The following is a 6,456-nucleotide window of genomic DNA, read 5'->3' as shown; positions in this document are numbered from 1 at the left end:
CGTTGCTCGTGCTGTCAAGGTCGAACTCGGAGAAACCGTCGTTGTCCGTGTCACACACCTCCAAAGGCTCTGGATCCTGGATAGGTGCGCTTGGGGTAGTCTCAAGTTGAAAAGATGTCGTTAAATAACAAGTTGTATTTTCATCATTTTCTACTCTTACAAACACAGTTTGAGGGTTTGCAGAATTAGTGTATGCTGTCGGGTCTGGTATACTGGCATCATTTATATCCGCGCCTGCTTGTGTATCGTGATAGGTAACTGTGTATAAAAACGGATCTTGCCCAGCTAAAACACTGTTGTCATTATTAGTTAAATTAAATTCTGCAAAACCACCTGTCCCCTCATCACATGCAAAAAGATCATCTGGCTCCCCAATAGCAACAGAGAAAGATTCGATTTGAAAACTTACTGTTTCATAACATTCTGGAGAAGCTGTATTTTGAATTCTTATATAAATTATCTGCGGATTGGATAATGCAGTATAATTAGTAGTATTTCCAATTGGTGCATTAGGCGTGTCTGCATCTAATTGACTTTCATAATATGTTACATCATAACTATTAGGGTCTTGCGCTCCCAAAACTAAAGGTGTATTTGTCTCTAAATTAAAAAATGCGTTACCCATTGCATCTTCACACTCTTCTAAATCTTGAGGAGCTGCAGCAACTGAAGGTCTATCATTTACAATAAGCTGAAAGCTAGTGGTGTCATAACAACTAGAGTCTATATTGTTTTCAATACGCACAAAAATGGTCTCAGGATTAGACATATTAGGGTATGCCGTAGGATCTTCTACTATTGGAATATTAGCATCTGCATCTGCTTGAGAATTATGATATGTGATTGAAAACTGAGTTGCATCTTGACCTCCTAATACATCACCTTCAACCTGAGTTAAATCAAATAATTGAGATGGACCTCCTGTTGAACACTGTTCAAGGTTTGGAGGCATATTAGCAATTGGAGTATCATTTACTGTTAAGGTAAAAGTATCAGTAACAAAACAATCTACAGATGAGTTTTCTTCTACTCTCACAAAAATTGTTTGAGGGTTAGAAGTATTTTGATAGGCTGTAGGGTCTCCTGCAACAACAACATCATTATCTGCGTCTGCCTGACTAGAATGGTATGTTACTGTGTAATTATTTGGGTCTTGACCATTTAAAGCTTCATCATCATTTTGAGTTAAATCGAATGTTGAAGTGCCTGGCCCATCTGACTCACATTGAGCAAAATCTTCCAACTCTCCTATAGATACTTCAAAGCTTGAAATTACAAAACTATTAGTATCGAAACATTCTCCAGAATTTGCATCTTCTATTCTTACAAAAATTGTTTGAGGGTTAGATCCTGCTGTATAACTAGTTGCATTAGGAATTATCGGCGTTCCTAAATCTGCATCTGCTTGAGATTCGTGATATGTTATAGTAACATCTGAAGCTGTTTGAGCTCCAAGAACATCATCATCATTCTCTGTAAGGTCAAAAGTTATTCCTCCACCTGTAGAGCATAGCTCAATATCTTGTGGCTCATTTGCAATAGGTTGAACATTTACAATTAAAGAAAACCTACCTGTATCGTAACAATCAACATTTAAATTATTTTCGACACGTACATAAATTAATTCTGGGTTTGCAGTATTCAAATATGCATTAGGCGTAAGAATACTAGGCATTCCTGCATCTGCATTAGCTTGAGTAGTATGATATGTTACTGTAAAATCATTAGGATCTTGCCCATTTAATGCATTTAATTCGTTCTCTGTTAAATCAAACAAAGATGTATCTGGAGTTCCATTATCACATTGCGTTAGATCATCTAAAAGGCCAACTTCTGCAGTAAATGATGAAATTGTAAACGAAGCAGTATCATAACAATTTCCCGATGTTGCATCTTCTATCCTTACAAAAATAGTTTGTGGGTTTGATGATGGCGTGAACATTGTCGGATCTGCAATTAACGGCATACCCATATCTGCATCTGCTTGAGATTCATGATATGTAATTGTATAATCTGCAGCAGTTTGGGTTCCTAGCACATCATCATCATTCTCTGTTAAATCAACTACTATAGGTGATATTTCATTACATAAAACAATGTCTTGTGGCATATTAGCTACAGGAGTAGGTAATACATCTATACATACTGTCTCTGTATACGTACAACCATAATCATCTTCAGCTATGTAAGTATAACAATTTTGCCCTACTGTATCTGGCTCAACTGTAATAACATTACCATTTGTTGCTACAATTGTTGGATCTGCTTGCCATTCTTCATTGGTTATTACTGGTGTAAAAGATTGGTCTGGTGGAACAATACTTGAATCAAAATCTAAAAACCATTCAAAAATGTAACCGTCATCAAGAGTTATATTATCTGTGATAGTTAAACACCAGTCACCATTAAGAGTAGAGCCTAACAAATCAGTGAATGGTTCATCTGTCATATAAGTTCCTGGCGTAATACTAGTTCCACTTGGACAACCACCATCTGTAGGTGCTCCTGTTAAATCTACTGTTGCATTAGGGTCAAAACAATATTGTCTACCAGTACCTGGACCAGAAGTAGTATCATCTATAGGACACCCTAAAAAAGTGCCGCCTCCAGCTTGTTGTCTTATAAAAATTGACTCACCACTTGGACTGGTTAGCTCTATATCTAAATCTCCTATATAGGAATGCTCCATGTTTATACAAACCTGAAGAAAATTACTAATATCATCTAGTGTTTGCCCATCGTTAAAACAATCTACTGTTATACAAGTTTCATAGGAAACTCCATCTCCATCTGGTAAAAATGTAGTACCCGCAACCGGTGGTGTGCATTCCACTGTAAAATCAACAGGGCTTACATTTCCTGTAATATCAGTAGTTTCACCTATACAAATTTCAGAATCCGCAGCAGAAGTACCTGTAAAATCTGGTTCTGTAGCTACTTGAATAACTTGTGTAGCAGGCATTACACTCGTACAGTTATATTGGTCTGTAATAGACAGTATTACTTCATAACCTCCACTTGCTGCATAGGTATGAGTTACTGTTTCTCCCACAGCGGTAGTACCATCACCAAATGCCCAGTTAAACACAGGGTTTTCATCATACCCTTCTGAAAAAGTTCCGCTTCCAGTAAGTGTTAATTCATCTCCTAAACAAGTTCGATATATATCATTGACAAATACTGATGGTGTAACAGAGTCTATCTGTGGTGTTATAATTTGACAAGGTACATAACAAGACACTTCTGCTTCCCATCCAGGTGCATTTCCAGTTGGGTTTGATATATACTCAACCGTTAAACAACCTGTAGGGTTTAAAGAAGATGCCACAACAGTGAAAGGATCCATTATATTTCCTGAATACATTCCAATTACAGGAGCTGTTGTATCATCTCCATCATATATTGTCATTATATCAACATTCTGTTGAGTTTGAAAAAATGTAAAATCAAATTGAATAGCACCTTCTGCAAAATCTGGACAAAATGTATATATTAAATTTTCATTAGATTGAGGTGCTCCACTTGGCCCACCAGAATCATAAAACATACCAGTACATTGTGAAGATGAACCGTTTTGCATATTTACATCCTGTGCATTACATATAAATGTGAAACATAAAAATAGTAAGGGTAGTAATTTCTTCATAGTCTATCTTTCAGTAGTGTTGTTTACTTCTTGGGGAAATACAATAAGTAATAAATTTTGATTATCTATTTTATAATAATGTGGCTTTACATCATACCAATTAATATTATATATTAATGGATTAAAATTAGCTAGATTAAAGCTTAACGGTTTCTTTAACGATGCATTGAATGTATTAAAAACCGGCACTTCAGAAAGATAAACCTCATCTTCTATTTTATTTAAAATGTCTTTGTCTGAAGTGACAACAATTCTTTTTTGAAGCAGATTCTTAATAAAATTATAACGTGCTTTTCTGTTAAATATTTCTTTTTCAGAATTTTCACTATAAACTTCCTCTACTAAAGTAACCACCTGAGAGTCTGATGGTATCTTATATATATTGTTAATTTGCGCACTAACACCTAAGTTTATTAACACAAAACAAATTAACACCCAATACTTAGGAGTAATATTCTTCATAAGTCTTATTTATCCGTTAAGTGCGGAAAAGTACTAAAATTCTGTAAAAATTGTGTTAAATAAGATAGAAAATGGTCAATTAATTATCTCTAGTGATTTCATGTAATTAATCAGTATCTTTGCACCCTTAATATTTATATAAAGTTGGTTGTAAATTTATGAAGCTAGACGATTTATTAGAAAATGTAGAAGAACGTGGTGACAATCACGCAGGAGCAAGTAGAGAGACCCCATTAAGAGACAACGCTTTTGATCTTGATGACCAAGAAAAAATCACTTTAATACAAGATGATGTAAAGCGTATTTTAGAAACTCTTGGTATGGATCTTACAGACGACAGTCTTAAGGGCACACCTTTACGCGTTGCCAAAATGTTTGTTAAAGAAATTTTTGGCGGTCTACATCCAGACAGAAAGCCAAAAGCATCTACTTTTGAAAACAAGTACCAATACGGTGAAATGCTAGTTGAAAAAAACATTACTGTTTACTCTACCTGCGAACACCATTTACTTCCTATTGTAGGAAAAGCACACGTAGCTTACATCTCAAAAGGAAATGTAGTAGGCCTTTCTAAAATGAACAGAATTGTAGATTACTACGCAAAGCGACCACAAGTGCAAGAGCGATTAACTTTACAAATTGTTGAAGAACTTCAAAAAGTATTAGGCACAGAAGATGTTGCCTGTGTTATAGATGCCAAACATCTTTGCGTAAACAGCAGAGGAATTCGTGATATAGATAGCAGTACTGTTACTAGCGAGTTTGGCGGACAATTTAAAGACAAAGAGACAAAACGCGAGTTTTTAGATTACATAAAACTTGATACCGAATTTTAAATAAAAAAAGCGCTGCAATTATGATCTTAGAGCAGGCCAAGAATCTTCAGATTTACAACTCACTTTCTGGACAAAAAGAAATTTTTAAGCCAATAGATGAACACCATGTAGGAATGTATGTATGCGGCCCTACGGTTTACAGCAATGTTCATTTAGGGAATTGTAGGACATTTATTTCTTTCGACTTGGTGTTTCGTTACCTAAAACATCTTGGATACAAAGTGCGCTATGTCCGTAATATTACAGATGCAGGCCATTTAGAGAATGATGCAGAAGTAGGTGAAGATCGTATTGCTAAAAAAGCTCGCCTAGAACAAATTGAACCTATGGAAGTAGTACAACGCTACACTGTAGATTTTCATAACACCTTAGGAAAATTCAATAATCTTCCGCCAAGTATAGAGCCTACCGCTACAGGACATATTGTTGAACAAATTGAAATTATTAAAGATATTATAGACAAAGGCTTTGCTTATGAAGCTAACGGCTCTGTATATTTTGATGTTTTAAAATATAATTCATCTAATAACTATGGCATTTTAAGCGGTCGTAAGTTAGAAGACATGATCGCAAACACAAGAGAACTTGCCGCACAAAGCGACAAGAAAAACCCTCAAGATTTTGCGCTTTGGAAAAAAGCTGAACCACAACACATAATGAGATGGCCTTCGCCTTGGAGTGATGGCTTTCCTGGCTGGCATCTTGAGTGTACTGTAATGAGCACAAAATACTTAGGAGAACAATTTGATATTCATGGTGGTGGTATGGATTTAAAGTTCCCTCATCATGAATGTGAAATAGCACAAGGCAAAGCAGCTTCGGGTAAAGATCCTGTAAACTATTGGATGCACGCCAATATGCTAACCCTAAACGGTAAGAAAATGGCTAAAAGTACCGGTAACTACATTTTACCTAATGAAATGTTTACCGGTGATAATGATATTTTAAGCAAAGCATATTTACCAAGTGTTGTTAGGTTTTCTATGTTACAAGCTAATTACAGAAGTATTCTTGATTTTAGTGATGAGGCATTATTAGCATCTGAAAAAGGTTACTTTAAACTAATGACCGCTATAAATATGTTAGACAGCCTTCCTACCAGCAATACATCTTCTGTAGATGTTGAAACCTGGAAGAACAGCTGCTATACTGCAATGAATGATGACTTCAATAGTCCAGTATTAATAGCTAAATTATTTGATGCCGTTAAACTTATAAACACAGTTAACGATAACAAAGACACCATTACAAAAGAAGACCTAAGTATTTTAAAGGAAACACTTAATGCGTTTGTATTTGATGTTTTAGGATTAGAAAATGCAAATAGTAATACTGCTACAGATTCTAGCTCAGATAAATTAAGTGGCACTCTAGAACTTCTTATACAACTTAGAGCAGAAGCAAGAGCTAACAAAGACTTTGCTACAAGCGATAAAATTAGAGACGAGTTGGCAAAACTAGATATTGAACTTAAAGACGGTAAAGATGGTACTGTCTTTAATTTATAATAGT

At 35.4% G+C, this 6,456-nt stretch carries 4 protein-coding genes; 2 read left to right on the top strand and 2 right to left on the bottom strand.

All coding sequences use genetic code 11. The features are described 5' to 3' along the window. A partial coding sequence (locus tag CL818_RS00725) for an FIDD domain-containing protein (protein ID WP_286971122.1) occupies window positions 1–3,646 on the bottom strand: 3,646 nt, incomplete at its 3' end. Between the two features lie 3 nt (window positions 3,647–3,649). Continuing rightward, entirely contained in the window at window positions 3,650–4,108 is a 459-nt protein-coding gene (locus tag CL818_RS00720; RefSeq protein ID WP_272973290.1) for a hypothetical protein, read from the bottom strand. Between the two features lie 158 nt (window positions 4,109–4,266). Between CL818_RS00720 and folE the strand changes: the two genes are divergently transcribed. Together folE and cysS are read left to right on the top strand one after the other, a co-directional pair. Beyond that, entirely contained in the window at window positions 4,267–4,944 is a 678-nt protein-coding gene (gene folE, locus CL818_RS00715; protein ID WP_013185927.1) for a GTP cyclohydrolase I FolE, read from the top strand. 20 nt (window positions 4,945–4,964) lie between these two features. Then, entirely contained in the window at window positions 4,965–6,452 is a 1,488-nt protein-coding gene (cysS, locus tag CL818_RS00710; RefSeq protein ID WP_272973289.1) for a cysteine--tRNA ligase, read from the top strand. Window positions 6,453–6,456 lie beyond the last annotated feature (4 nt).

The sequence above is a fragment of the Croceibacter sp. genome (assembly GCF_002716225.1).
GTDB classification, from domain to species: Bacteria; Bacteroidota; Bacteroidia; order Flavobacteriales; family Flavobacteriaceae; genus Croceibacter; species Croceibacter atlanticus.
This window is presented reverse-complemented; position numbering and strand designations above follow the sequence as displayed.